This window comes from Streptococcus tangpeifui, assembly GCF_044503215.1.
GTDB lineage: Bacteria > Bacillota > Bacilli > Lactobacillales > Streptococcaceae > Streptococcus > Streptococcus tangpeifui.
Genome location: NZ_CP172427.1, coordinates 1,713,634 through 1,738,590 on the forward strand (window position 1 = coordinate 1,713,634; position 24,957 = coordinate 1,738,590).

Annotated in this window: 23 protein-coding genes; 3 read left to right on the plus strand and 20 right to left on the minus strand. The window is 42.0% G+C overall.

The features are described 5' to 3' along the window. Positions 1–78 precede the first annotated feature (78 nt). From ACFSN5_RS07850 to argF, 5 genes are all read right to left on the minus strand, one after another. Positions 79–813 (minus strand): amino acid ABC transporter ATP-binding protein, encoded by a 735-nt coding sequence (locus ACFSN5_RS07850; protein ID WP_004226865.1) that lies wholly within the window; start codon positions 811–813, stop codon positions 79–81. Further along, positions 810–1,502, minus strand: a complete 693-nt coding sequence (locus ACFSN5_RS07855; protein WP_165211351.1) for an amino acid ABC transporter permease — start codon at positions 1,500–1,502, stop codon at positions 810–812. Before ACFSN5_RS07855 ends, ACFSN5_RS07850 begins: the two co-directional genes overlap by 4 nt. 607 nt (positions 1,503–2,109) lie before the next feature. Further along, positions 2,110–3,132: an alcohol dehydrogenase AdhP gene (adhP, locus tag ACFSN5_RS07860; protein WP_165211354.1), complete on the minus strand. Its 1,023-nt coding sequence runs from the start codon at positions 3,130–3,132 to the stop codon at positions 2,110–2,112. A gap of 896 nt (positions 3,133–4,028) precedes the next feature. Beyond that, complete coding sequence (locus tag ACFSN5_RS07865) at positions 4,029–4,259, minus strand: DUF1797 family protein (protein WP_004228013.1); 231 nt, start codon at positions 4,257–4,259, stop codon at positions 4,029–4,031. Between the two features lie 253 nt (positions 4,260–4,512). Continuing rightward, a complete protein-coding gene (argF, locus tag ACFSN5_RS07870; RefSeq protein ID WP_165211357.1) occupies positions 4,513–5,478 on the minus strand; it encodes an ornithine carbamoyltransferase in 966 nt (321 codons plus the stop codon). 219 nt (positions 5,479–5,697) lie between these two features. Between argF and ACFSN5_RS07875 the strand changes: the two genes are divergently transcribed. From ACFSN5_RS07875 to ACFSN5_RS07885, 3 genes are all read left to right on the plus strand, one after another. Then, positions 5,698–7,986, plus strand: coding sequence for an ATP-dependent Clp protease ATP-binding subunit (locus ACFSN5_RS07875; RefSeq protein WP_165211360.1), 2,289 nt, complete (start codon positions 5,698–5,700; stop codon positions 7,984–7,986). Between the two features lie 481 nt (positions 7,987–8,467). Then, a complete protein-coding gene (locus tag ACFSN5_RS07880; protein WP_165211363.1) occupies positions 8,468–8,920 on the plus strand; it encodes an NUDIX hydrolase in 453 nt (150 codons plus the stop codon). Between the two features lie 66 nt (positions 8,921–8,986). After that, the gene (locus ACFSN5_RS07885) at positions 8,987–9,289 is read left to right on the plus strand and encodes a DUF1827 family protein (RefSeq protein WP_165211366.1); all 303 of its coding nucleotides are present in this window, start codon (positions 8,987–8,989) and stop codon (positions 9,287–9,289) included. Between the two features lie 104 nt (positions 9,290–9,393). On the opposite strand, the gene ileS is transcribed toward ACFSN5_RS07885, so the two are convergent. The 15 genes from ileS to ACFSN5_RS07960 all read right to left on the minus strand — a co-directional run bounded on the left by ileS (position 9,394) and on the right by ACFSN5_RS07960 (position 24,670). Beyond that, a complete protein-coding gene (gene ileS, locus ACFSN5_RS07890; protein WP_165329379.1) occupies positions 9,394–12,189 on the minus strand; it encodes an isoleucine--tRNA ligase in 2,796 nt (931 codons plus the stop codon). A gap of 292 nt (positions 12,190–12,481) precedes the next feature. After that, positions 12,482–13,345 (minus strand): DivIVA domain-containing protein, encoded by an 864-nt coding sequence (locus ACFSN5_RS07895; protein WP_004226202.1) that lies wholly within the window; start codon positions 13,343–13,345, stop codon positions 12,482–12,484. Positions 13,346–13,608: 263 nt separating this feature from the next. After that, the gene (locus tag ACFSN5_RS07900) at positions 13,609–14,394 is read right to left on the minus strand and encodes an RNA-binding protein (protein WP_165211375.1); all 786 of its coding nucleotides are present in this window, start codon (positions 14,392–14,394) and stop codon (positions 13,609–13,611) included. After that, positions 14,394–14,648 (minus strand): YggT family protein, encoded by a 255-nt coding sequence (locus ACFSN5_RS07905; protein WP_165211378.1) that lies wholly within the window; start codon positions 14,646–14,648, stop codon positions 14,394–14,396. The genes ACFSN5_RS07900 and ACFSN5_RS07905 overlap by 1 nt, the downstream gene beginning before the upstream one ends. 2 nt (positions 14,649–14,650) lie before the next feature. Further along, a complete protein-coding gene (locus ACFSN5_RS07910) occupies positions 14,651–15,253 on the minus strand; it encodes a cell division protein SepF (RefSeq protein WP_165211381.1) in 603 nt (200 codons plus the stop codon). 9 nt (positions 15,254–15,262) lie between these two features. Beyond that, on the minus strand, positions 15,263–15,937 hold the full coding sequence (locus ACFSN5_RS07915; protein ID WP_165329378.1) for a YggS family pyridoxal phosphate-dependent enzyme: 675 nt from the start codon (positions 15,935–15,937) through the stop codon (positions 15,263–15,265). A 2-nt stretch (positions 15,938–15,939) separates the two neighbouring features. Then, positions 15,940–17,241, minus strand: a complete 1,302-nt coding sequence (ftsZ, locus tag ACFSN5_RS07920) for a cell division protein FtsZ (RefSeq protein ID WP_165211387.1) — start codon at positions 17,239–17,241, stop codon at positions 15,940–15,942. A gap of 19 nt (positions 17,242–17,260) precedes the next feature. Further along, a complete protein-coding gene (gene ftsA, locus ACFSN5_RS07925; protein WP_165211390.1) occupies positions 17,261–18,646 on the minus strand; it encodes a cell division protein FtsA in 1,386 nt (461 codons plus the stop codon). A 231-nt stretch (positions 18,647–18,877) separates the two neighbouring features. Further along, complete coding sequence (locus tag ACFSN5_RS07930) at positions 18,878–19,567, minus strand: 5'-methylthioadenosine/adenosylhomocysteine nucleosidase (RefSeq protein ID WP_165211393.1); 690 nt, start codon at positions 19,565–19,567, stop codon at positions 18,878–18,880. A gap of 13 nt (positions 19,568–19,580) precedes the next feature. Next, a complete protein-coding gene (gene macP, locus ACFSN5_RS07935) occupies positions 19,581–19,877 on the minus strand; it encodes a cell wall synthase accessory phosphoprotein MacP (RefSeq protein ID WP_165211396.1) in 297 nt (98 codons plus the stop codon). Between the two features lie 16 nt (positions 19,878–19,893). Continuing rightward, complete coding sequence (locus ACFSN5_RS07940) at positions 19,894–20,442, minus strand: NUDIX domain-containing protein (RefSeq protein ID WP_165211399.1); 549 nt, start codon at positions 20,440–20,442, stop codon at positions 19,894–19,896. A 26-nt stretch (positions 20,443–20,468) separates the two neighbouring features. Continuing rightward, positions 20,469–21,848 (minus strand): bifunctional UDP-N-acetylglucosamine diphosphorylase/glucosamine-1-phosphate N-acetyltransferase GlmU, encoded by a 1,380-nt coding sequence (gene glmU, locus ACFSN5_RS07945; protein WP_165211402.1) that lies wholly within the window; start codon positions 21,846–21,848, stop codon positions 20,469–20,471. 242 nt (positions 21,849–22,090) lie between these two features. Further along, positions 22,091–23,056 (minus strand): Gfo/Idh/MocA family protein, encoded by a 966-nt coding sequence (locus ACFSN5_RS07950; protein WP_165211405.1) that lies wholly within the window; start codon positions 23,054–23,056, stop codon positions 22,091–22,093. A gap of 11 nt (positions 23,057–23,067) precedes the next feature. Further along, positions 23,068–23,703, minus strand: coding sequence for an SAP domain-containing protein (locus ACFSN5_RS07955; protein WP_165211408.1), 636 nt, complete (start codon positions 23,701–23,703; stop codon positions 23,068–23,070). 553 nt (positions 23,704–24,256) lie between these two features. After that, complete coding sequence (locus ACFSN5_RS07960) at positions 24,257–24,670, minus strand: hypothetical protein (protein ID WP_165329377.1); 414 nt, start codon at positions 24,668–24,670, stop codon at positions 24,257–24,259. Positions 24,671–24,957 lie beyond the last annotated feature (287 nt).

Here is a 24,957-nt window from a genome sequence, read left to right on the forward strand (position 1 = left end):
AATTATAATCTTTCGCTCCTTTTTCCGATTATTATCCAAACTAGACCAAAAACTAGATCACTCTAATCTCTAGGCTGCTTATAAGACCTTCCCGAGGAAGTCCTTAGTCCGCTCTTCCTTAGTATTTTCAAATACTTCTTGAGGACTGCCCTCTTCGACAATGATACCGCCGTCCATGAAAATAACACGATCAGCGACCTCACGGGCAAACCCCATTTCATGAGTGACGATGACCATGGTCATACCAGACATGGCCAAATCTTGAATAACCGCCAAAACTTCTCCGACCATTTCAGGGTCTAAGGCAGAAGTGGGTTCGTCAAAGAGAAGAACATCTGGATCCATAGCTAAACCACGGGCAATAGCAATCCGCTGCTGCTGACCACCTGAAAGTGAGGTTGGATTAGCCTTAGCCTTGTCCTTGAGTCCGACTTTCTCCAATAGCTCATAGGCTTTCTTTTCCGCCTGACTCTTGGATTGGCCCTTGATTTTAGTTGGCGCCAAGGTGATATTTTCCAGTACATTCATATTTGGGAAGAGGTTAAACTGCTGGAAAACCATCCCCATTTTTTCGCGCATTTTGAAAACATCGTTTTTCTTGTCAGTGATATCAACACCTTCAAAACTGACAGTCCCTTTGGTAGGAACTTCTAACAGATTCATGGTCCTAAGAAAGGTTGATTTACCAGATCCTGACGGACCAATAATAGCGACAACTTCGCCTCTTTTAATATCTAAATCAATCCCATTAAGAACTTCATTTTGTCCAAAATACTTATGCAGATTTTTAATGCTAATCAAGGTATCTGTCATGCTTTTTGTCCTTTCCCGAGACGATTTTCAAGCCACTTCTGACCAGCCGTTAAGATGGTTGTCAGCATGAGGTAGTAGAAGGCTGCAAACAAGAGGGGCTCCAAAGGAACGTAAGTCGTTGCCAAAACAGTTTGGGCACCATTCCACAATTCCATAATTCCAATGGTTTGCAAGAGCGAACTATCCTTAATGATGGTGATAAATTCATTACCCAAGGCCGGCAGGATATTTTTAAAGGCCTGTGGTAAGACCACATAGCGCATAGCCTTTCCAGGCTTAATTCCCAAAGAATAGGCAGCTTCAGTTTGTCCCTTAGGCACGGCTTCAATCCCTGCTCGAACAATTTCAGAGATATAAGCCCCGCTGTTAAGCGAGAGGATAATGATACCTGGAATTAGGCGTGAAAAGTCTAGTTCGACTGTTCCAAATCCAATAGAAGGTGCGTTTTTAAAGTCCATCCACAAGAAGGCAATCATGATTTGCACCACCATAGGAGTCCCGCGAAAGACCCAGACATAAAAGCTCACCAACCAGTTCAAAACTTTGATAGACGAACGCTTAGCAAGAGCTACCAGTACACCAAGAATGGTCCCAAAGAAAACCACACAGATAGAAATCATAATGGTGACAAGAACACCATAGTTAAAATAACCCCAATACTTGGGTAAAAAAGAAAAATCGAAATGCACAGATTTACTCCTATTTTTAAATAGCCAATCGGCTGTTTCCTAATGACGGGCAACTGACTTAAAAGAAGACGCCTCATCAATAAATTTGTAAATCATTCTACCATAAAATGTATAATAATACAATGTTATTTTATAATTTTCGAAATTCCTCAAAATTCCTGCATATTTTTCTGGAAAAAATAACTAGAAGGTAAATAAAAAGCCATTGGGAATTTTTCTGAGCTGGCGCAAAGAAAATCATCAATTGCCTTTGTAGTATTTTATTGTTAACTTAGATGGATTTAGAAGACAAAGTGTCCCTCTGCCTTTATTGGATCTGCGATTCTTTCTTCATTTTCTCCCTCTTTGTCAGCAGCCGTGTTTTCCTATGCATGGCTATATTTCCATTTCTTGTCGTTGCATCTACAACAAGAAACCTTTTAATATTCTTTGACAATCGTAAAAAAAAACGCTCCACTATGGACTGTATCCTCACTGTTAGATTATAGTTTAGTCCAACTTTAAGGATAAATACCTAGAGCGTTTTTCAGTGATACGGAATGGGTAAGTGCTGCTCACCAGTATTAATCGTGGATTACCACAAATTACTAGGCAGTCTGGTTAATGCTTAAGCTAATTTAGTGAAATCAAGAACCTTGCGACCCTGAATTTTGCCTGCTTCCATTTCATCAAAGACATCAGGTGCTGTATCCACATCAACTGTTTCAACAATCGGTACAACCAATCCTTGCGCACCAAAATCAAAGGCTTCTTCCAAATCTTTTCGTGTTCCTACGAGCGAACCAACAACACGAATGCCATCAAGAACAGTTTTTACAATAGAAAGTTCCATATATTCTGATGGAAGGCCAACAGCCACTACTGTACCGCCCGCACGGACACTATCAATAGCTTGGTTAAAGGCAACTTTTGAAACTGCGGTTACCACTACCCCGTGACAACCACCTGTTTTCTCTTGAATATAGGCAGCAACATCGTCAACTTCTTTGCCATTGACAATAATATCTGCGCCAGATTCTTTAGCCAGATTGAGCTTATCTTGGTTGATATCTACAGCGACAACTTGCGCATTGAAAACTTTTTTAGCATATTGAACCGCTAAGTTGCCAAGACCACCAGCCCCAAAGATACAAATCCATTTACCAGGAGCTGCTCCTGCTTCTTTAATAGCTTTGTAAGTAGTTACACCTGCACAGGTAATCGATGAGGCTTGAGCAGGATCTAAAGCTTCAGGCACTTTGACAGCGTAGTCAGCAGTAACAACTGCATATTCACTCATACCGCCATCCACGTTATAGCCAGCATTTTTAACAGAACGACAGAGGGTTTCGCGACCTGTTGTACAGTATTCACAATGGCCGCATCCTTCGAAGAACCATGCAATAGAGACACGATCACCGACTCTTAACGATTCAACACCTTCGCCAATTTCTTGGACGATACCAATACCTTCGTGACCAAGAATACGTCCAGGCACTTGACCAAAATCTCCATGAGCAACATGCAAGTCGGTATGACAAACACCACAGTACTCAACTTTCACAAGTGCCTCTCCATATTCAACCGTCGGTAAAGCATGATCCACTACCTCAACACCATTTGATGCTTGGTTTACAACAACTGCTTTCATATCACTTCCTCCTATATATAATTATTTTTTGTAATCGATTACAGGAATATTGTACATTATTTCACAATACTGTCAAGTATTTTCTGTAAATCAGCAGAGGAACAGAATCATACTGCTCCAAATTTCATCTAAAACAAGAGATCTAGGTACTAAAATTTCTCGTAAAGATTGGTTTTTCTTGTATCATTAATCATACAAAACAGCCATTGCTAAAACTTCAAATCTACCATTAGCTAAGATACCTCCAAGTCCACAATAGTTTTAGATAAGGATAACCACTTAAATTTGCCTGTTATTATTTCTTGATGAACATCTAATTATGATTCTCCTTTAAATAGGCGGTTTATTTGCGTCTGGGGCAAAAGTCCAGACTCGTTAACATTGTTCTAGATTTACCAGATCGATGCAGTTGTTGGGAGTAGGACTTGTTGGATACGCCAAGAAGTCTCATCTCTGCACAGTTCAAGTTCATGAGGTGCTTTAGCACCAATGAACCACTGCTGATTGGCTTTCTGTAACTGGTTTAAGTACTGTGCAAGTGATAGGTCAAACAGTCTGGGAGACTGTTTGAGAAAACCAAGATCAACTGTACCTAGGTGGGATTGAAATACTCCAGTGGACTTTGGTAGTCTGGGGATAGACTGCCAAAGCCTGCCACCTAAAAACAAGAATGTGGCAGAGATCTGAGCCCTAAAATAGAGAACGGGGAAAATCAAAATCGCGATATTATCACAATTTACTGATTGAGCCCCACTCTCGGACTAAAAATAAATGGAAACTAAAAGCCTTATCTGCCACCAGCCTAGCTGGTGGTTTTCTTGTTTTTCTCTCTGAGAAAAACTGGCTGGAAGCCATAAAAAAATCGGACTAAAAAGCCCGATTTTTCTATGATTATCTTAATAAAGCAGGTCATAGATTTCCATAGCGATTAGGTCAATGCTATCGAAGGTGTAAGTCTCACGTGCCTTGACATCACGCAACGTGAAAACAGGACCATTTTCAGGATCGTTCGCAAAAGAAACTTCCGCAACAACAACACCGTCACGTTCAAAATTTCGTTTCAGATTACTCCCATCTGTCGTCATCAAATTGAGACGATCAATGATTCTCACCAAATGTGATTCCATGTAAATTCTCCTTAGCTAAGATACAAGGAGCTTGGAAATCTAAATATCTCCAGCTACTACTTTTGCTCCTTGCTCCATTAATCTTTTAATCAATTTCATTTTACCATAAACTAGGAGAATGGGATAGGTGGAAACCCTAAAATAGCCAAATTTGCCCTGTTTTGCCAGTATTATCCTTTATATTAAACTGAAATTCACTTATTCTCTGTAAAGCAGAACCATACACAAGGTTTTAAGGATCAATTCTTTCCTATTAATAAGATTGGTAGATAATGGCCTTGATGGCATGCAGGCGGTTCTCAGCCTCTTGGAAAATGATTGGGCTAAATTTTTGAAAAATCTGGTCGGTGATTTCTAACTCGCTGTAACCATATTTATCGTAGACTTCCTGACCAATGCTTGTATTGAGATCATGAAAGGCAGGTAGGCAGTGCATGACGATGGTTTCTGGATTTTGCGTCATATCTAGGAGTTTCTGATTAACTTGGTAGGGCAGAAGCAAATCGATTCTATCCTTAAAATCTATATCTTCTCCCATAGAAACCCAAACATCAGTGTAAATCATATCTACACCCTTAACAGCTGCTGGATCGTCAGTTATCAGCAGTTTGGCTCCAGTATTGTGCTGTTTGGCCAGATCGACAATCGCTTGATCCGGCTGCAGACTCTCAGGAGCAATAATGGTGCAGTTAACACCAAGGATGGCAGAGGTGACTAGGAGAGAATTAGCCATATTGTTGCGGCCATCTCCGATATAAGCGATACTCAGACCTTCCAAGCTTCCAAAATGCTCCTTAAGGGTTAGAAAGTCTGCAATCATCTGGGTTGGATGCCAGGTATCAGTCAAGCCATTCCAAACAGGTACGCCAGAATATTTAGCCAAGGTTTCGACATCATCCTGTTTAAAGCCCCGATATTCGATACCGTCAAACATGGAGCCCAAGACCTTGGCCGTATCAGTCACCGACTCTTTCTTGCCTAACTGGGTTTCACCTGCTCCTAAATAGGTTACATTCATTCCTAAATCTTGACCGGCTACTGTGAAGGCGGAACGTGTCCGGGTTGACGTTTTCTCAAAGATTAGGGCGATGTTGAGTCCTTCCAAGTATCTGTGAACCTGCTTTTGTTTCTTAAGCTTCTTAAATTTAGCAGCTGATTCAATCAGTTCCAGCAGCTCTTCTTTAGTAAAATCTATCTCTTTTAAAAATGATTTAGCCATATATTTTCTCTTTCTTGTATTTTTATACAATAATTTTACAATAATTCAGCTATTTGTCAAGGAATATCTGTATTTTATTCATTTAGCTTTTGTTTTTAGCACTCTTGAGATTTGTCTGCTAAAATTCAATCTTTTTGCTTGCTTTCTATAGTTTGAATGTTATAATAACAGCATAGACTTTGACCAATATTGACTATAGGTCAAGATCGGAGGTTTACTATGTTATGTCAAAATTGTAAGCTCAACGATGCGAGCATACATCTCTATGCAAACGTTAATGGTCAGCAAAAGCAGATTGATCTCTGTCAAAACTGCTACCGAATTATGAAAGCTGATCCAGAAAATATTCTCAACAGTAATTTAACTAGCCAAAATCCACAGAATCAATCCATGGATTCTTTCTTTGATGATTTCTTTGGCGATTTAAACAACTTCAGGGCTTTTAACCCAGACTTGCCTAATTCCCCACAAACACAGGCAGGACGCGATGGTGGTAACCGTGGAGGCAATAATGGTGGAGCTAATAGGGGACGTCGTTCTCAGGCTCAGCCTCAGCAACCCGAAGGTATCTTGGAGGAGTTTGGTATCAATATTACTGATATGGCCCGTCGTGGCGATATCGATCCTGTCATCGGCCGCGATCAGGAAATTGTCCGCGTCATTGAAATCCTCAACCGGCGGACCAAGAATAATCCTGTCCTAATTGGTGAACCTGGTGTTGGTAAAACCGCTGTTGTTGAAGGCCTAGCGCAAAAGATCGTTGATGGTAATGTGCCACAAAAATTGCAGAGCAAGCAGGTTATCCGCTTGGATGTGGTCAGCTTGGTTCAAGGAACTGGTATCCGAGGTCAATTTGAAGAGCGCATGCAAAAGCTAATGGAAGAAATTCGCCAGCGGCAAGATGTTATTCTTTTCATTGACGAAATCCATGAAATCGTAGGTGCTGGTGGTACAACAGATGGCAGCATGGATGCTGGTAATATCTTAAAGCCAGCCCTAGCTCGCGGTGATCTGCAACTGGTTGGAGCAACTACCCTCAATGAATATCGTATCATCGAAAAAGATGCCGCTCTGGAACGACGAATGCAGCCTGTCAAGGTAGATGAGCCTTCTGTGGAAGAAACTATCACTATTTTGCGTGGTATTCAGCCAAAATATCAAGACTATCACCATGTTAAATACACCGATGACGCTATTGAAGCTGCTGCCGTCCTCTCTAACCGTTATATCCAAGACCGTTTCTTGCCGGATAAAGCTATCGATCTTTTGGATGAAGCTGGCTCAAAGATGAACTTGACTCTTAATTTTGTTGATCCTAAAGAAATTGACAAAAGGTTGGTGGAAGCTGAGAATCTCAAGGCCCAAGCCACTCGTGAAGAAGATTTTGAAAAAGCAGCTTACTTCCGCGATCAAATCGCTAAATATAAGGAAATGCAGTCCCAACAGCTGGATGAGCAAGATATTCCTGTCATCACCGAAAAACATATTGAAGCCATTGTTGAAGAAAAAACCAATATTCCAGTAGGTAATCTCAAAGAAAAAGAGCAGTCTCAACTGGTTAATCTAGCTAGTGACCTCAAGGCTCACGTTATCGGTCAAGACGATGCTGTTGATAAGATTGCTAAGGCCATCCGTCGAAATCGTGTTGGTTTGGGTGCTCCCAATCGGCCAATCGGTAGCTTCCTCTTTGTCGGACCTACCGGTGTTGGTAAGACAGAACTGTCTAAACAATTGGCTATTGAGCTCTTCGGTTCAGCCGACAGCATGATTCGCTTTGATATGTCGGAATACATGGAAAAACACGCTGTGTCCAAATTGGTCGGTGCCCCTCCAGGATATGTTGGCTATGAAGAAGCTGGGCAATTAACCGAAAAGGTTCGTCGCAATCCTTACTCCCTCATCCTCCTAGATGAAGTTGAAAAGGCTCATCCTGATGTTATGCACATGTTCCTGCAAGTCTTGGATGATGGTCGTCTGACAGATGGTCAAGGCCGGACTGTTAGCTTCAAGGATACCATTATTATCATGACCTCTAATGCTGGTACTGGTAAAGCAGAAGCTTCTGTTGGTTTTGGAGCGGCCCGTGAAGGTCGGACCAACTCTGTCCTTGGCGAACTCAGTAACTTCTTCAGTCCAGAATTCATGAACCGTTTTGATGGTATTATTGAATTCAAGGCCTTGAGTAAGGAAAATCTGCTTCATATCGTTGACCTGATGCTAGACGATGTCAATCAGCGTCTGTCCAGCAATGATCTCCACCTTGATGTAACGGATAAAGTTAAAGAAAAATTAGTTGATCTGGGTTATGATCCTAAGATGGGAGCAAGGCCTTTGCGTCGAACGATTCAAGAGTATATTGAAGATGCGATCACTGACTTTTATTTGGAAAATCCAAGTGAAAAGAACTTTAAAGCTGTCATGGCCTCAAATGGTAAGATTAGCATTAAGGCTGCTAAAAAAGCTGAGGCAAACATCGCCAGTAAGGAAGAAAGTTCTTCTACAGACTAAGTAAAATACCTTAGAGGGCTGGGCAAAAAACAGCCAACTGTATAGGGTGAGGCTGAGACAAAAGTTCTCAGCCTTATTTTTATTGTCTAGGTGCAGTGGTGAGAGTAAGACTTGTTGGCCATGCCAACCTAGTCTTACCCAGTTTCTGAGGTACTTTAGCAGCAATGAACCACTGTAACTGATTTTTCCGTTTTGGCCTTGTGCCAAAACGGAAAACCTAGTCAACTTGCGGGGTGGGAATACAATCCAAAATTTTCAATTTTTGGATTGATCCCATTCCTTTTTATTTATTATTCATTCTATTTATGTAGTATTAAATGGTTGCCACAGCAGTTATTGAACATCCTTATCTTGAGAATAAGAGAGCAGTTCTGCATCTCTTATAAGGACTCCTTTTAACAAGTTTTTCGGCAAATATGAGCAAGCATCTGACTCTCTTATGTTATAATAAACTCAGAAAATCTAAAGATGAGGAATTCCCATGTCCACTCCTACTTTTGGCCAAAAAGAGGCTGGAAAAAACTATGTTGCCCGCTATGGGGTCTATGCTGTCATCCCCAATCAGAATCAGACAGAAATCATCCTGGTCCAAGCCCCCAATGGAGCCTGGTTCCTGCCGGGCGGTGAGATTGAGTCTGATGAAGACAAGCTAACTGCCTTGGGACGAGAATTGATTGAAGAGCTGGGCTTTACGGCACAGGTTGGGCAGTACTATGGCCAGGCTGATGAATATTTCTATTCCAGTCACCGCGATACCTACTTTTACAATCCTGCTTATATCTATGAAGTTACTGGCTATACAACTGTTGGCAAGCCCTTAGAAGACTTCAACCATCTGGCTTGGTTCCCAGTCGAAGAAGCTATTAGCAAGCTCAAACGAGGCAGTCATAAATGGGGCATTGAAGAGTGGAAAAAATCTCATAGAACCTTATAAGCGAGCCGCTATTTTCAAAAAATCGTGCTATAATGTTACTATGCAAAGTCGATAAGGAGGTCTTCGATGAGACTAATCAATACCACGAGCAGCCACCCGTCACTTGTTCGTAATCAGCTGCGTAATACTGATGCTGAATTAGTTGAAGTTTATTCTGCTGGCAACAGCGATGTTGTTTTTTCCAAAGCACCCGGTCACTATGAACTCCTGATTTCTAACCGCCATCGGGCTATCAAAGATGAAGAAATTGAGAAAATTCGTGAGTTTTTCTTCAAGCGCAAAATTAATCCGGATATCATTATTCCCGATCAAATCAAATCGAGTCATACAGAAAAGTTGATTGAAATTTCAATTCCAACCACAAACTAAAAGTCACTTAAATGAGTGGCTTTTTTACTCTAAATATTAGATATAAAAAGGCTTTACAACCTAGTAAGATTGTAAAACCTTTTTTAATAGTCTATAGTGGCCTTTTATTTTGCTTTCACTTCAAAACCTTGGGCGACAGCTTCTGGGAAATTGCTTTCGACAATTTCTGCACAGTGGTCACAGATGGTTACGCCATAAGAACGTTCCTTAGTGGTTTCATCTGTGCGGCGGCAACGATCACAAACTGCTCCAGCTGCATGTTCAACACTAAAGGCTATACCGTCAAAGCTGACAGCATCAGCTGGTGCTGCTTGGTCAGTCACTGTTAATTGTGAGACAATTAGAAGTTGAGCGATATCACTTTGAAGGCTATCCAAGAGCTCTCTGGTTTCTTGATCTGCATAAATTATGAGATGAGCTTCTAAGGACTTACCAATTAACTTGTCATTGCGCGCTTCTTCCAGAGCTTTTTGTGCTTGGGTACGAAGGGCCATAAAGGCTTCCCATCTTTCAAGAACTTGCTCTTGATCTACGAAGGTTTGAGCTTCTGGCATCTCAGCTAATTGAACAAAGTCCTCAGCTTCTTGATCAAGATAAGACCAAATTTCTTCAGATGTATGAGGAAGAATAGGAGTCAGAAGCTTAGTAATCTTAACGAGAATATCATAGAAGACAGTTTGCATCTGGTGGCGAACATGACTGTCCGCTGCCTCAATATAGACAACATCTTTAGCAAAATCTAAGTAGAAAGCTGATAAGTCAACTGTCAAGAAATTATTGACAGCCTTATAGACACTCATAAAGTCATAATTATTATAAGCTTCGAGGATAGTTGCTACCAATCGGTTGAACTTAATCATCATATATTGGTCAACCGGGCGAAGTTCCTCATAAGCGACTGCATCAGCTTTATTAAAGTCAGATGTGTTAGCTACCAAGAAGCGAAGCGTATTGCGGATCTTACGATAGCTTTCTGAGGTTTGTTTCAAGATATCCATTGAAATACGGACATCATTGCTTGTATCAACAGAGGCAACCCAAAGGCGCAGGATTTCAGCACCAAATTGCTTTTCAACATCACTTGGAAGGATAGTATTGCCAAGTGACTTAGACATTTTTTCACCTTTACCGTCAAGGACGAAACCTTGTGATAAGATAGCTTTGTATGGTGCGTGCCCGTTAACAGCAACAGAGGTAATCAAAGACGAGTTAAACCAACCACGATACTGGTCAGATCCTTCCAAATAAAGATCAGCTGGATAACCTAGACCTTCTCGTTGATTCATGACGCCATTCCATGATGAGCCTGAGTCGAACCAGACATCCATAATATCCGTTTCTTTGGTAAATTTACCATTTGGTGAACCTGGATGGGTGTAACCCTCTGGAAGAAGATCTTTAGTATCCCATTCCCACCAAATGACTGATCCATGTTCCGCAAAGAGGTCAGCTACGTGGTCTGTCACATCTTTGGTCATGATTGCTGTACCGTCTTCAGCATAGAAGATTGGAAGCGGCACACCCCAGGCCCGTTGACGTGAAATGACCCAATCACCGCGGTCACGAATCATATTATAGAGACGTGTCTTTCCCCATGATGGGTAGAATACTGTTTTATCAATTTCATCCAATATTTCTTGGCGGAAATTAGAAACAGAGGCAAACCATTGGGGAACAGCCCGCCAGATGATTGGCTTCTTAGTCCGCCAATCAAATGGGTAGGAGTGGGTGATTTCTTCTTGAGCAAGGAGTAAATCCCCTAATTTTTCAAGAACTGTTGGCAGGACCTTATCATAGAATTGACCTTGGAAATCTGGCCCAGCTTCTTGCGTCATGATACCGCGACTGTCAACTGTTACAGAGACTTCTAATCCATATTTGATACCAACATTATAGTCATCTTCACCAAAGCCCGGAGCGGTATGGACAATTCCTGTACCAGAATCAAGGGTAACATGGTCACCGACCATGACCAATTCTTCAACCTCACCGTCCCAAGGGTGTTCGGTGGTAATCATTTCCAACTCAGCACCAGTATGACGCTCCAAAACATGGAAATCGGACCAACCAAAACGCTCAGCCAAATCATCCAAAAGTTCCTCGGCTACGACATATTTACGGTCTTGACCAGACACTTGAACAGTCACATAGCTAAAGTCTGCCCCCACAGTCAGCCCACGTGAAGCCGTGATGGTGAATGGGGTGGTTGTCCAGACAACGATATAGGTATCATTGTCCAGAACTCCTTTACCATCCTTAACCTTATTAGCATAGTAAAGAGAAGTTGAAACCAGGTCATGGTATTCAATTTCAGCTTCAGCTAAAGCAGATTCTGACGACCAAGACCAATAGACTGGCTTGGCTCCACGATAAATATAACCCTTATCAGCCATGGCACCAAAGACACGAATCTGAGCAGCTTCATAGTCAGGCGTCAAGGTTACATAAGGATTGTCCCAATCGGCTGAAACACCCAGACGTTTAAAATCTTCACGCTGTTTATCTACTTGGGAAAGGGCATAATCACGACACAGTTTAAGATATTCTGCACGGTCTAACTCCTTGCGTTTTACGCCCTTCTTAGCTAAAACCTGCTCGATAGGAAGGCCATGCGTATCCCAACCTGGATTATAAGGAGCGCGATAGCCCATCATAGATTTAGAACGGATGATAATATCTTTAGAAATCTTGTTAAGAGCGTGCCCAACATGGATATTTCCATTGGCATAGGGAGGACCATCATGCAGGAAGAAAGCCGGTTTATTGGCATTTAAGGCTTGGCGTTTCCCGTAAATATTAGCTTCCAACCAAGCTGCCTGCCACTGAGGTTCCTTATTGGGCAGACCAGCCCGCATTGGAAATGCTGTTTTCCCAAGATTCAAAGTCTCTTTTAATTTCATAAATACACCTTCCATTTTGATAAGATTTTCTAATGACTTAGAAAAATATAAAAAAGCCTTCGTCTGCATAAGGACGAAAGCTCGTGGTACCACCTTAATTCAGAAAAACTAGATTTAACTAGCTTTTCTCTCTTGTGACGATAAGGGGGTCACCCTCCTAACCTACTATAAATTCAGCTAGAACACTAGGAAATGATAAGCTTTTCCTAAGGGACTGCAGGTCTTCCACCATCACCTGCTCGCTGGAAATATTAGGACTTGCTCGCGTTTTCCTCCAGACTAGGGACATTCCTTAGTCTTGAATATTCAATTTAAAGGTTTGGGCTTCGCCGCCAGCCAATTCTGTAGCTGACATTTCAGAAGTATCTTGAATAGTTGGGGCTTGTTTGGCTTGAGGCGTATTATCTGCTGCATCAATCGCTGCAGAAATTTCACCCAAATCAAGTTTTTGTGTTTCTTCAAGAATACGGTTGCTTTCTTCGACACGGCGTTGCAGCTCAGCCATTTCAGATTCAGTGAATTGGCGAGTTGCATCATCAGTAGATTCTGATTCTGCAATCGGTGTTGTTGTCCCAGCACTCGTAAGGGTTTGGTTATCATCCAAAACTTTTTCAACAACTTCTTTAAAGGCCTCGTCTGAATTTTGCAGATAAACGGCAGTCGGTTGCAAGAGTTCACTCCACTCTTGTGAATTAATCATGTTCAACTGACCTTCAATAGTACTCAACAGGCGTTGGTGGAAGACACGGCTTTGACGTTTGAGGGCTTCTGTTTCGATGGCAACGGCCTTGGCTTCATCTGTTGCGTCACGTAAAATCTTGTTAGCCCGTGTCTTAGCTTCATCGATCAGCTGGTTAGCATCATAGTTGGCCTTGCTGAGCAAGTTAGTAGCTTGTGTGTTGGCTGAGAATTTAACTTTTTCAGCAGTTTCTTGAGCCAAGATAACTGATTGACTCAATGATTCCTTCATTTCATCAAAGTAAACCAGTTTTTCTTCAAGATTTTTAATCTTCGCTTCAAGATCACGGTTTTTACGTGTTAAATCTTCAAAATCGTCTACAAGGTCGTCGAGAAAGGCGTCAACCTCCCGTTCATTATAGCCGCGGAATTTTGTGTGAAAAGTTTTGTCTTTAATATCGAGTGCTGTTAATGCCATGTCACCCTCCTTATTTATTTTTAATATTCATTTATCTGACGATAAATCATCCTAACAAACTTTGTAGTGTTCACACCATCTAAGACCTCGACAATCTCCCAATTGTCATTCATCTTCAGATCGTGTTAACACTACTGCATCGGCCTATCAGTTTTAATTGGCGTTCAAGCGTTCAACTGATTGGCCTTCTTTTTCGTAGTCTCAACTCAAGTTTAAGTCTAACTTCATCATGTGTTTGACTTCGTGAGACTAGGGGAATCTCTTTATTTATTAGCGTATTTTTTTAGTGTTAACTTATGCTTTTTATTTTTAGATAAGCCATTATCTCGGTAAATCTGAAAACGACCATAACCCCGCACACTTACCAAATCTCCCAACTCTAGTAATTCAGCAGGTCTGGTCAGTAGGCCATAGTTGAGTTTAACCTTCTCTTGCTCTACCAATTTACTGGCTAGTGACCTTGATAATTTAAAAGCTGATGCAATAACCTTATCAAGCCTCAAACTTGAAACTAGAATATCAAGCTCTTTAGCCCTATTGGTAGGCGATAAAAGCTGTGAAAGATCAACTTCTTTAATCTTAACAGCTGCACGGCCAATCTTTTCGACCGTTGAAAAATAGCTAACAAGAGGTTGCGTCACAATAATTTGAGCCCGAGATTCCGCTAAGATAATATCACCAAAAACATTACGCTGAATACCTAACTTGTTAATGAAACTTCCCATGATTTGGGCATGTGTCAAATGATTGAATTTGGAATTATAGCTAATTTCTAAGAGAGCTATTTCAAAATCTTGCAGTTCCAATTCATAATAATCCGGCGCTGCAATTACTCTAGCATATTCAGTTTTCAAATAGGCTGTAGATAAGTAATACTTTATCCCCATTTGTCCGAAGACGCTCTCGGCAATTTTTACCTGTCTTGGATCTAAAAAATCCGTCAGCTGATAAGTATATGTATCCTCAACCCGTTCAGCTAAGTCCCTCATCTTATCAATAAAGGTTCTTTCCTCCTTGCGGAAGTGCTGATAAATATCATTTTCAACCATCAAAACAATAAAATTGGTAACAGTCTCGCGAGCATTTGCAGGATAAAAATCGCCACAATTATGGTAAAATCCAAACCTGCAATTTGCAGAGGTAGACGTCGTAAAGGCTTGAGCAAAGGTTCTAAGAACTCTTCCAAAGCCTGACCTAGCCAAGACTCTCTAGCTCCTGGAAACCAGGATAATAGAGCATAGACAACCAGAAGAAGTGTCAGTATCCTGACTAAATAACTAAAAGCAACTAGAAAAAATACCATAACTAACGGCGTTTCATGTCATAGTCAAAAGGAACTTCTTGACTAGCGTTTGACAGGTGCATTTCTTCTACATCTACAACAACATCCTTTGGTGTTAAAAGATACATAGACGAACCGACCTTCTGTAAACTACCGTAGAGAACTCGGCTAGCTCCATCAATAAAGTCCAAACAACGACGAGCTTGCGCTTCCAACATATATTGGAAGTCAATCAAGACACATTCATGTTTGATAAGTAGGTCAACAATCTCTTGAGCATCCTCATATTTACGAGGAAACTTAAGAGCGATGGTTGTTCCCCCTGCTCCAGCCGGAATTGATACATCTGCAGGGCGAGAGCTTGGGCGGACAGCTTCTTCTTGAGCGGGTCGAGCCTGAGGCCGATTTTGAGCCGCTTGCGGCCTTTGTTGGGGTCGAACTTGCGGTTGTTGCTGTGATGAGGCTACTTGTGGTTGACGCTGCGGACGTTGCTGAGCCTGCTGCGGCTCCGGTTGACGTAAAGGACGCGGACCTTGTGGCTCAGTCTCCTGTGTTTCTTCTACTTCGCTAGCATCATCCGTATCAAAGTAGGAAACGATTTTTTCAAATCTATCTTTTATAGCCATGATTCTCTCCTATTCTTTAAAGAATGATGTTCCGATTCGGACAAATGTTGAGCCATTTGAGATAGCAATTGGAAAATCTCTGCTCATCCCCATGCTCAAATCATCGAAAGGCATATTCTTTATGTTTCTCTCTTTGAGACGCTGTCTCAAATCATTTGTCTGTTTAAAAATTTCATCCAATTCCTGATCGCTGGCATCAATCGGAGCCATAGTCATGAGCCCGACAATTTCAAGTTTGTCAAAAGCCGCTAATTCTTCGAGTATACTATCTACTTCTGCTGGGTCAAAGCCATGCTTACTTTCCTCACCAGAAATATTAACTTGAAGGAAGCACTTGATGGTATGGTCTGCTCTCTTTTGAATTTCAGCAGCTAGTTTGAGTGAATCAAGGGCATGGAAGTAATCCAGTAAATTGATAACATCCTTGACCTTACGTCTCTGTAAGGTTCCAATCAGGTGCCAAGTGACATCTCTATCCTTGAGTGCCTGATATTTATCAAGGAATTTATCAACGCGATTTTCACCGATGTGTTTCACACCTAGATCAACTAGTTGCTCAGCGACTTGACTGTTAACATACTTAGTAACAGCAATAATAGAAATATCAGAAGGCTGGCGCTCTGCTTCAGCAGCCGCAGCTGCTACTTGTTCATAGACGAAATTTTTATTCTTTTCTAAATCCATGATTAACGATTCTTAAAGAATGGTGGTGTTTCGAGTTCATCATCACCAGTATCAACATCAGAAGCTGAGAAAGAAGAAACATCTAATTGGCTATCCAATTGGTTTTCGGTTGGACGGCTGATGTTATCACGGCGCAGGTCCCAGTCACCAAAAGCCGAACTTGGTTGAGCTGGCTGTGTATGACGCGGTGTTGCTTGTGGCATTTCGCGATGTTCAGCCATATCAAATTCAAAGTTGTTTGGACGACGTTCAAAGCTACCATTATTTGGAACCGCTTGTTCATTAGTAGACCCAGTTTGTTTGAAGACTCGTGGCTGTGAGCTGACACCAGATACCCGTTCAAACTTATCTGGACGAACACCAGTTGCTACAACAGTAACACGAATTTCATCCTTCATGCTATCGTCAATTGCTGTACCAAGCCAGATATTAACGCCTTGACCAGCCGCTTGGCCAACAATTTCAGAAGCTTCTTCAGCTTCAGTCAAGGTCATATCAAGACCTCCGGTAACGTTGACAATAACATCTTCGGCACCATCAATAGTTGTCTCCAAAAGAGGTGAGTAGATTGCTTTACGGGCAGCTTCGATGATTCGTTCTTCACCTGAGCCGATACCAATACCCATCAGAGCGTTACCTTTGTTAGCCATAACAGTCTTAACATCGGCAAAGTCGAGGTTAATCAGACCTGGGCTGGTAATCAAATCGGTAATCCCTTGAACCCCTTGACGGAGGACATTATCCGCTTCACTGAGAGCTTCCAAGAGAGGAGTCTTCTTATCAACAATTTCCAAAAGATTGTTATTCGAAATAATCAAGAGGGTGTCAACTTGTTCCCGAAGTTCATTAATCCCTTCGATAGCAAAGTTGCCGCGTTTGTTTCCTTCAAAGCCAAATGGACGGGTTACAACCGCTACAGTAAGAGCACCAAGTCCCTTAGCCACACGAGCAATAACTGGAGCAGCACCTGTACCAGATCCACCGCCCATACCAGCAGTAATGAAGACCATATCAGCTCCTTGAAGAGCTTCGTTCAAATCTTCTTCACTTTCTTCAGCAGCTTTACGACCAACCTCCGGCTGACCTCCGGCACCAAGACCACGAGTCAATTTAGGGCCAAGCTGAATAACAGTCTCAGCTTTTGATGAACTTAGGGCTTGGATATCCGTGTTTGCAGCAATAAATTCAACTCCTGCAACGCCTTCTTCAATCATGCGGTTGATGGCATTGCCTCCGCCACCACCGACACCGATAACTTTAATGACTGCACCCTGGACAGATGCAGCATCGAATGAAAATGCCATTTTATTTCCTCACTTTAAATTAATCAAACATACTTCCAAAAATACCGCGAACACGGTCAGTCATTTTGGTCTTTGGTTTACTTTCTCCCTGATTTGTTCCACCTTGAACTGGTTCTGGAACTGAGAAGTCACCAGCAGGAGCCTGCGGTTGTTGAGCCTGCATAGCTGGTGCAGCAGGCTGAGCTGGTTGAGGAGCAACCGATGGTGCCACTGGCACAATCGGTTTCCGACGAAGCATTTCTTCACCGAGAACAGCTCCTTGAGCAATAATATCAACCTCACTCATAATACCAACGTACTCAACTAGACTGATAACATTAGCAAACATCGGATTGCGGATACCAACTTGGTTTGGAATATGAAGTTTGACTTGAGTGCCAAAAATTTCTTGGGCCAGTTCCACAACACCTGGAAGCATGGCTGCTCCACCAACCAGAACAATGCCACCTGGTAGATCGAGCAGACGACCGCGTTCTAAATCTTGTTTAACACGGTCAAAAATATGACGAACCCGTGCTGTAATAATTTCTGCTAAATAACGTTCAGAAACATCAACAGGTTCATCACTGCCAACACATTCAACTTGGGCTGTCTCTCTATCACTAGCTTCAGCTAGATTGGCAGTCCCGAAATTAAACTTGAGGGCTTCAGCAGTTTGGATCGAGGTTTGCAGAACCTTGGAAATATCCTTGGTGACGAAGTCCCCACCTTCCGGATAAATGTTAGTGTATTGCAATTCTTGAGCCCGCATTGAAGCAACGGTTGTTTGACCACCGCCCATATCAATAACAGTGGCACCAAATTCACGTTCCCCTTCATTTAGAACTGACTTGGCTAGGGAAAGTGGGGTGATAATAATGGTTTCAACTTGAATACCAGCTCGTTCAACAGTTGTCCGAAGGTTGTGCAAAATCGTGCTTGGGCCTGTGTAAATCAGACCACGCATTTCCAAACGAACCCCCATCATCCCGCGTGGGTCACGAATACCTTGGAAGCCATCAACGATGAACTCTTCAGGCACTAAAGAAATCACTTCCCGCTCTGGGGTAATACTCTTAGTCAGGGCCGATTGGACAACGCGCTCAATGTCTTCATCTTTGATTTCTTTTGATTCTGTGATGACCGGAATCATGCCTTGAGTCGGTTCAATTTGCAAGAGATTCGCTGGCAGGCCAACATTGACCTTGTCAATACTGATTCCTGCTTTTTCTTCAGCCTGATCAATACCTTCTTTGATGGCATTGGCAGCCGCCTCAATATCAACAATAATTCCATCTTTTACACCCGAACTAGGTACATTGCTCACACCGATGACGTTCATCTGTCCATCAACCCATTCGGCAACCAATACTTTAATCGAGCTTGTTCCTATATCCAAACCTGTAAAAAAGCCATTTCTAGCCATTCACTCGACCTCTCTTACTTTACGATCTATTCTTATCTAATGACCCACCCTTTGGGCAGAGTTATACAGAAGGTATTATACCATAAAAAAACGGAAAAGGGGCTTATTTTCAATTTTTTGTCATATATTCTTAATCCTTTTAGTAGGCTAAAACTAAGGCAAAAAAGCAATGAGAAGTCTGTTTTCAAGAATCACCAAATTCCTGTTTTCAAACTTGTCATCGCTTTTTAACTATAATGTTTCCAAAAAGTCAATTAAGACTTGTGCTGACTGCTGGCCTGCCTGAATGATAAACTCATCAAAAGTGATATTAGCATCATGGGCTGCTGTATCACTCATGGCCCTAACAACAATAAAAGGACGACCTGCCGCCTGAGCCGCTTGAGCTACAGCTGCCCCTTCCATTTCAACCGCTAAAGTATCTGGAAAATGAACCTTAATTTGATCAATCTTATCTTGACCAGCGATAAAGCTATCGCTGGTTGTAATCAGTCCAATCTTACTGGGCCGGTCGTGCTTGACTAAAACAGATTGAAAGACTCGAACAAACTGAGGGTCACTCTCAAAATAGAGAGGCTGCATGGACATCTGGCCATAGTCGTAACCAAAGGCGGTCAGGTCCACATCGTGATAGGCCAAACGGTCGGCAACAACAACATCACCGATATTGAGGCCTGATGCTACTGCACCAGCTGAACCGGTATTGATAAGCGCTTCAACTCCAAAGTGGTCAACAAGGATGGCAACCGACATGGCTGACATTACCTTTCCCACACCCGACTGAACTAGAACCAAGTCATGTTTTCCCAAACGTCCAGAATAGTAGGTAGTCGAAAGAACTGTTTCTTCTTTTTTACTCGCAAGCTGGTCAACCAGCAATCGCAATTCCTGCTCCATGGCAGCAATAATTCCAATTTTCATGATTTTTCCTTAACTATAATTTGAAAATGGCGTAAATCAGAATTGCCAAGAGAATCAGAACGATAAGTAAAATTTTATTTAATTTTGCTTGAAAGGCTCCCCTTTTAGCATTCTCGATCCGACGGCTTTTATAGGTATATTGGGAGTCATCCTCCCAGTCTCCGTCATCATCATAATCCTCATAGCTATCGTAATTATCGCCGATGTCGGTAAAAATTTGTGTTTCCTGACCGTCTAAGTAGTCCCCGCTCAACTTCTCACCGCGATTGGCTCGGGCAATCATATCATCTGTTAACAAAGGTTTTCCCATAAGCATTCCTTCCTATTTAATAGCTATTCATTTTTAAAGCAAAATATTGAAGTGCAATAATAGTTTTAGCATCTTGGATTTTGCCCGATTTAACCAATTCCATACATTCCTCATAACTTAATTCGAGGAGTTCCAGAAATTCGTCTTCATCCTGAGGACGGGGATTGGGAACCCTTTGCAAATCCTTGGCTAGATAAAGTTTGATATGCTCATTACTAAAGCCGATAGCCGAATAAAATTCGTAAAGCAAGTCCAAATCAGCTATATAGCCCGTTTCTTCTTCTAATTCTCTGGCTGCCGCTTCCTTCTCATGACCAGCTTCTCCCAGCTCTAGTTTGCCAGCCGGAATTTCGTAAGAAACTGCTTCAATGGCCTTGCGATATTGCTTAACCAGAATAATTTTATTAGCTGGTGTAATCGCTAAAACAGCGACTGCACCATTGTGGAAAACTAGTTCCCGATAGGAAATCTGCCCATCTGGAAGTTGGACCCTATCCTTGGCAACAGTCATAATCTGACCTTCAAAGATGGTCTGGCGTTCCAAGGTTTTTTCTTCAAATTCCATAGAAACCTTCTTTCTATAGTTTGTGCTTATTGTTGCGAAGGATGATGGGGCATCCGAGTGGCATAACCTTCTTTATTGACCTGACGTTCCCTAGCGATGGCAATACTATCTGCTGGCACATCCTTAGAAATGACAGAACCTGCTGCAGACAGAGCATTATCGCCAATTTCAACTGGTGAAATCAGGGTTGAGTTGCTGCCGATAAAGACATGATTGCCAATTTTACTGGTGTACTTGTGCTTGCCATCATAATTGGCAATAATGGTGCCTGCACCGAAGTTGACATCTTGACCGACCTGAGCATTACCTATATAGGTCAGGTGGCCCGCCTTGGTTTTTTTATCAAGGGTGGATGATTTCACCTCGACAAAGTTCCCAACATGCACGCCTTCCTTAAGGGTAGAATCTGGACGCAAATGGGCATAAGGACCTACTGTCACGCCAGCTTCCACAACTGACTGCTCAATCATGGAGTCAGTAATGACTGCATTTTTGCCGATTGTTGAATCAACAATATAAGTACCATTAGTTAAATATCCACCGCTTGCGATCTTTGTCTGACCCTTGAGGGTAACATTTGCTTCAATAGTCACGTCAGGCTCAATAGCAACATCCACGTCAATATAAGTGCTATCTGGATTTTGGAAGGTTACGCCATTGACCATGTGCTGATTATTGATACGACGACGCATAACAGACTCCGCCTTAGCCAGAGCCAAGCGATCATTGACACCCAGACTTTCATCGAAATCACGCAAGGTAAAGGCACCGACCTTTTCACCAGCTTCCCGAAAAATTGAGATAACATCGGTCAAATAGTATTCGCCTTGGGCATTATCTGTATTGATACTTTTGAGAGCTTGGAAGAGCCGCTTGTTATCAAATACATAGGTTCCTGTATTGATTTCCTTGACCTCTTGCTCAAACTTGGTAGCATCTTTTTGCTCAACAATCTTCGTGACTTCGCCATTTTGATTGCGGATAATGCGACCGTAACCAAAAGGATTTTCAGCTGTTGCTGTTAAAATAGTCGCCACATTTTTGTGGTTAATATGAAAATCAATCAAATCTTGCAAACTTTGGCCGGTGATCAAAGGCGTATCGCCAGCAATAACTAAGGTCTGGCCTTCTAGGCCAGCCAGTTCTTCTTCTGCCATCATAACAGCATGGCCGGTCCCCAGTTGCTCTGTTTGCAGAACAAATTGAGATCGATCAGCTAGGACTTCTTTGACCAACTCTGCCTTATGGCCGATAACGGTTACATTTTTAGTTGGTTGAATGGCAGAAACACTGCGGAAAACATGTTCCAGCATAGAAATACCAGAAACCTTATGGAGGACCTTGGGCAAGTCAGACTTCATTCGGGTCCCTTTCCCTGCCGCTAGAATAATCGCATAATTTGCCATAGTTTTTTCCTTTCATGGTTGGTAAAAACTTAGCCAACCACTTTATTAATTTCAGTATTTTCCTCTATTAGGATACCATATTTTGACTAATTTTCCCAGATTAGTTCCAAGGGGAAAATCAGTCCTAGTATTCTATTTGGACTCACTTCCTCTCCTATCAGCCTTGTTAACACCTATCATCATTAACTCACTGCAAAAAGAGTTCAACCATCTTGGTAGAACTCCTTTCCTATAACTATTCTTCAGGACATAGATTTGACTGCCTCTTCCAGAACTTCCATGACAGCTTGGCTATGCTCTAAGGCCTTCTGACTGCTGACCAAATCTTGTTCCGCAATAATTTTTTCAAAGGCAACGAATTCATCATACATCCGGTGATGAGGATTAGTCTGACTGATATCTATTGGTTCTTGCCCATTGAGAGTTAAAACAATCTGGGGCAGGCTGTTAGTTGGGCCCAGAATCGTCAGCGAGCCCTTATCCCCTTGAAATGTTGAACGAATCTCTGCAGAGCAGTCCTTGGCTCCAATACTAACGGCCTTAAAAGCACCATAGTCCATAGCTAAGATACCTGAGGTATCTACACCTCTTTCTATATTGGCTAAATAGTCAACCTTCTCAGGCTGACCCAAGAGACCAACCAAGAGGTGGATGTTATAGATATTGAGATCTCGCAGAGCACCTCCTCCCATAGCAGGATTAAAAGCAGGGGCAATGTCTCCTCTCTTAAAAGCATCATAACGGGAGGAATACTGGGAATAATTAACGTTGGCAATTTTAAGGTCCCCGATTTTAGCTAAATTGTCCTTTAAGACTTGGAAATTTGCCAGATACTGATTGGTGATGGCTTCAAGGAGAATAAGTCCCCGCTTATCTGCTTCTTGGCACAAGTCTTCCAGCTGACCTGCTTCCATAGTAAAAGGTTTCTCACAGATGACATGCTTGCCCGCCTTAAGCGCTTTTTTAGCATAATCATAGTGAGTATGGTTGGGGGTCCCAATATAGATCGTGTCAACAACCTCATTGGCTAGGATTTCTGAAAAATCACTGCTTGCTTGGCTTATGCCGTAGTCTTTAGCCAGAGCTTGCGCCTTGTCCAAGGAGCGTGGAGTAGACATAATGGCTGACAGTTCAATGCCATCAATAGTTTGTAAAACAGGTAGGACTTCTTTGACAATCATTCCAGTCCCTAAAAGTGCTAAATGCATAAGCTGCCTCCTTATTTCAAATACTTGACCAGCTCAGACCTATAATCGACCAAAAGCTGACTTGTATAAACTTTTTCATCTTGAGAATTTTTAACCTTTTGCCAAAGAAGGGATGCAACCTTCATTGGCTCCTGATAGTCTTGCGACATGGGGTCCTGATGAAAATCCTTGACAAAACGGTTCCACTGGTAGGACTTTTCCTCTGGTGTCTCCTGTGAAACCATCTGGGGATTTTCTAAGACAGCTATCAAATCTGCAACGGTTGCTTCCTTATCTCCCAGCCGCTCTACCTCTCTTAACTTAATGGCCATGACTTTTTTAAAGGTGAATTTTTCTAGGCCATAGTAGTCGGTAAAAAATTGACGGGCTGCCTTATCCAGCTTAAAACCACTGTCCAAGAGTTTGGTTTCTGGGCTAATCTGATCAGCCTTCAGACTGGAGCTAGATTTGGCTCGTCTTACCCGCTTAATCTGACTAGCTGGTTTACCCTCTAAGAACTGCTCGATATAAGCGGCCAATTCGGCTTTGGTCCCGTAGCTGGGTAATTGGTAATCCCGGCAAATGGCTTCTAGCTCTGTCTTATACCAGTAATAGGAAAGAAAATCCTCGGCACTCAAGTCAGGGGTAAATTCAGGCCTCTGCACCATAATTAACACCTCCGATTCATCACCTTCATTATAACAAAAGGGAATGGAATCAACCCAAAAATTAAAAATTTTAGTTCCCACCACGTTCTGGTTTTAAAGTGGTGACTTTTATAAAAAGGTCTCTCCCAGACCTTGTGAGGTTTGAAATAATATGGACGATGTTTATCATCACATTTGCTTAAGTTTTCCGCTTTGGCCTTGTGGCAAAAGGAAAACCAGCCAGCATTGGTTCATTAAGGCTGGGAAAAGTATCCCAGCCTTCTATTTTTTTGCAGTAATAGCAGTTTGACGCAGTGGTTGGGAGTCTTTATCTTGGGGTGCCGTCCCATTTTCAAGCACCCCCTTAAACAGTCCACTGGACTGTTTAACTACTCCGCAATTGTTAGCGGCCATCCTAATCAACTGTGCGGAGGTGGGACGACGAAGTCAATTGATTTATATAAAAATTGACTTCTTATACGTAATCTTCAGAGATTACAATGCTTTGTGGGTGAGGGCGGAGCCATCATGGATGTCTTGCCCAGTCTCTTGCGAACAACATCTAAAAATTTCTTTACTTATCAATGCCTTTCATATATTTTTTGGCATAGTCTTCATAATCAGGCTTTTTGGTTTTATTCATCACCATGACTAATTCCCCTTTCAGCTTATCATCATTATCAGTAGGCTGAATCATGAGAGCCGTCTTCTTATCCTTTTCAGGGAAAAAGATTGTATAGTCTTCACCTTTGACCGTAATACTCAGATAACGATTACCGTTAACTGTTCCCTTACCAGCATATTTATAGGTAATGCTATCGCCATCCACTTTCAAAGACTTGCTTGTGACTGTCATCGTCATATTATTACCAGCAGAGTCTTGAACTTGCCACTCTCCTTGTAAATCTGATCTACTGATGCCACAACCAGCCAAGATTAAAAGGGCAGTGGTTAAGAGGCTTACTAATAGTGCAGTTCTTTTTTTCATCATAAACTCCTTTCAAGTAGACACTATTTTTCTAACAGCACTATTATAACATAATTTAAGGATTTTTAAAGCTTTTTCTTTGAGATAACTTCCGTATCTTGCTAAGACGATAGCAGGTACACAAAAATTCAAGGAAGGAAAAACTAAAATCTAACGTTCGATTTCGAAATGGAGAATTTTTCAGCTCAAGAGACTAACTACTCTTCAGAAATTTTAGCCCTCCGCCATTCTAACAGCTATCAGTATTGTACTACTAACCCACTTCTCTCATTTCTTTCTGACTTAGT

Bases quoted from the DNA above. Each gene is read 5' to 3' on its own strand.
- ACFSN5_RS07905 (WP_165211378.1), bottom strand. From the start codon at position 14,648: ATGGTATTTTTTCTAGTTGCTTTTAGTTATTTAGTCAGGATACTGACA.
- ACFSN5_RS07895 (WP_004226202.1), bottom strand. From the start codon at position 13,345: ATGGCATTAACAGCACTCGATATTAAAGACAAAACTTTTCACACAAAA.
- ACFSN5_RS07850 (WP_004226865.1), bottom strand. From the start codon at position 813: ATGACAGATACCTTGATTAGCATTAAAAATCTGCATAAGTATTTTGGA.
- ACFSN5_RS07940 (WP_165211399.1), bottom strand. From the start codon at position 20,442: ATGGAATTTGAAGAAAAAACCTTGGAACGCCAGACCATCTTTGAAGGT.
- adhP (WP_165211354.1), bottom strand. From the start codon at position 3,132: ATGAAAGCAGTTGTTGTAAACCAAGCATCAAATGGTGTTGAGGTAGTG.
- ileS (WP_165329379.1), bottom strand. From the start codon at position 12,189: ATGAAATTAAAAGAGACTTTGAATCTTGGGAAAACAGCATTTCCAATG.
- ACFSN5_RS07915 (WP_165329378.1), bottom strand. From the start codon at position 15,937: ATGGATTTAGAAAAGAATAAAAATTTCGTCTATGAACAAGTAGCAGCT.
- ACFSN5_RS07955 (WP_165211408.1), bottom strand. From the start codon at position 23,703: ATGGTGCAGAGGCCTGAATTTACCCCTGACTTGAGTGCCGAGGATTTT.
- ftsA (WP_165211390.1), bottom strand. From the start codon at position 18,646: ATGGCTAGAAATGGCTTTTTTACAGGTTTGGATATAGGAACAAGCTCG.
- ACFSN5_RS07900 (WP_165211375.1), bottom strand. From the start codon at position 14,394: ATGGTTGAAAATGATATTTATCAGCACTTCCGCAAGGAGGAAAGAACC.
- ACFSN5_RS07930 (WP_165211393.1), bottom strand. From the start codon at position 19,567: ATGAAAATTGGAATTATTGCTGCCATGGAGCAGGAATTGCGATTGCTG.
- ACFSN5_RS07950 (WP_165211405.1), bottom strand. From the start codon at position 23,056: ATGCATTTAGCACTTTTAGGGACTGGAATGATTGTCAAAGAAGTCCTA.
- ftsZ (WP_165211387.1), bottom strand. From the start codon at position 17,241: ATGGCATTTTCATTCGATGCTGCATCTGTCCAGGGTGCAGTCATTAAA.
- ACFSN5_RS07865 (WP_004228013.1), bottom strand. From the start codon at position 4,259: ATGGAATCACATTTGGTGAGAATCATTGATCGTCTCAATTTGATGACG.
- ACFSN5_RS07885 (WP_165211366.1), top strand. From the start codon at position 8,987: ATGAGACTAATCAATACCACGAGCAGCCACCCGTCACTTGTTCGTAAT.
- ACFSN5_RS07880 (WP_165211363.1), top strand. From the start codon at position 8,468: ATGTCCACTCCTACTTTTGGCCAAAAAGAGGCTGGAAAAAACTATGTT.
- ACFSN5_RS07960 (WP_165329377.1), bottom strand. From the start codon at position 24,670: ATGAAAAAAAGAACTGCACTATTAGTAAGCCTCTTAACCACTGCCCTT.
- glmU (WP_165211402.1), bottom strand. From the start codon at position 21,848: ATGGCAAATTATGCGATTATTCTAGCGGCAGGGAAAGGGACCCGAATG.
- macP (WP_165211396.1), bottom strand. From the start codon at position 19,877: ATGGGAAAACCTTTGTTAACAGATGATATGATTGCCCGAGCCAATCGC.
- ACFSN5_RS07910 (WP_165211381.1), bottom strand. From the start codon at position 15,253: ATGGCTATAAAAGATAGATTTGAAAAAATCGTTTCCTACTTTGATACG.
- argF (WP_165211357.1), bottom strand. From the start codon at position 5,478: ATGGCTAAATCATTTTTAAAAGAGATAGATTTTACTAAAGAAGAGCTG.
- ACFSN5_RS07875 (WP_165211360.1), top strand. From the start codon at position 5,698: ATGTTATGTCAAAATTGTAAGCTCAACGATGCGAGCATACATCTCTAT.